We start from the raw sequence: 877 nt of genomic DNA on the forward strand, positions 1-877 counted from the left end.
CGTTCTTCAGGAACGGCATATACGCCGCATGCAGGCCGGCTTCATCCTTGATGGCCAGCGAAACGATGCCCGGGCGGGTCGGTGCGCCCGTGGCCGTGCCGGCGGCTGCAGGAGTGCCAGGGGTGACGGGAGTGCCGGGCGTACGAAGAGGTGCAGTGCTCACAGGGTGTCCACTCAGTGCAAACGTTCAGGTGCAGGTTCGGATTCAGGCAGCGGGAAACAGCTGCCGGTAGTCCATCAACAGGCTTTCGATGACAAGTCGCGCGGCAAGCGGATGCTGCTCGGTGCGGCGCCGCTCCGGCAAGGCACGCGCAAAACGTTCCAGGCGATCCAGCGGGATGCTATTCGCGCAACGTTGCAGCGCATCGCGTTGCCCCGGGAAATAACGCGGACGCCCCGCCAGCCGTGCCGCCATCAGGTCAAAGACCCACCGGTTCATGGTACTGAGAACGGCAGGCACCGACAATTTCTGTAAATGATCTGCCGTGGCGAGTGCGTCCAGCTTTGCGCCCTGGCCGAGCTGTTCCAGCAGAAATTGCAATAGCGGCCGGTCTTCGGATTCTGCGGCGGCCAGCGCGGCCAGCGGCGCATTGCCGAACTCCGCCAGCAGGTTTTGCGCGTGCGGCACGCCTTGCTGCTCCAGCCACTGGCGCGCCGCCTCGGGCTGGGGCGGCTGCAGCGGAAACTGCCTGCAGCGCGACAGGATGGTCGGCAGGATGCGGTCGATGCGATCCGTCACCAGCAGGAACACGGTGTTCTGCGGCGGCTCTTCCAGCGTCTTGAGCAGTGCGTTGGCGCCTTCGGTCTGCAACGCGTCGAGCGGATACAGCACAACCACCCGCAACCCGGCGCGGTGCGTGCCGACCCCCACCCCTTC

Annotated in this window: 1 protein-coding gene; it reads right to left on the reverse strand. The window is 65.7% G+C overall.

Annotation, left to right across the window (positions count from 1 at the left end; all coding sequences use genetic code 11):
• Positions 1 to 205: 205 nt before the first annotated feature.
• Positions 206 to 877 (reverse strand): DNA polymerase III delta subunit-related protein (locus D1614_RS27895; RefSeq protein ID WP_119440468.1); only part of this gene is annotated, 672 nt, incomplete at its 5' end.

This window comes from Maribellus luteus, from assembly GCF_003576475.1.
In the GTDB taxonomy this organism is placed as follows: Bacteria; Bacteroidota; Bacteroidia; order Bacteroidales; family Prolixibacteraceae; genus Draconibacterium; species Draconibacterium luteum.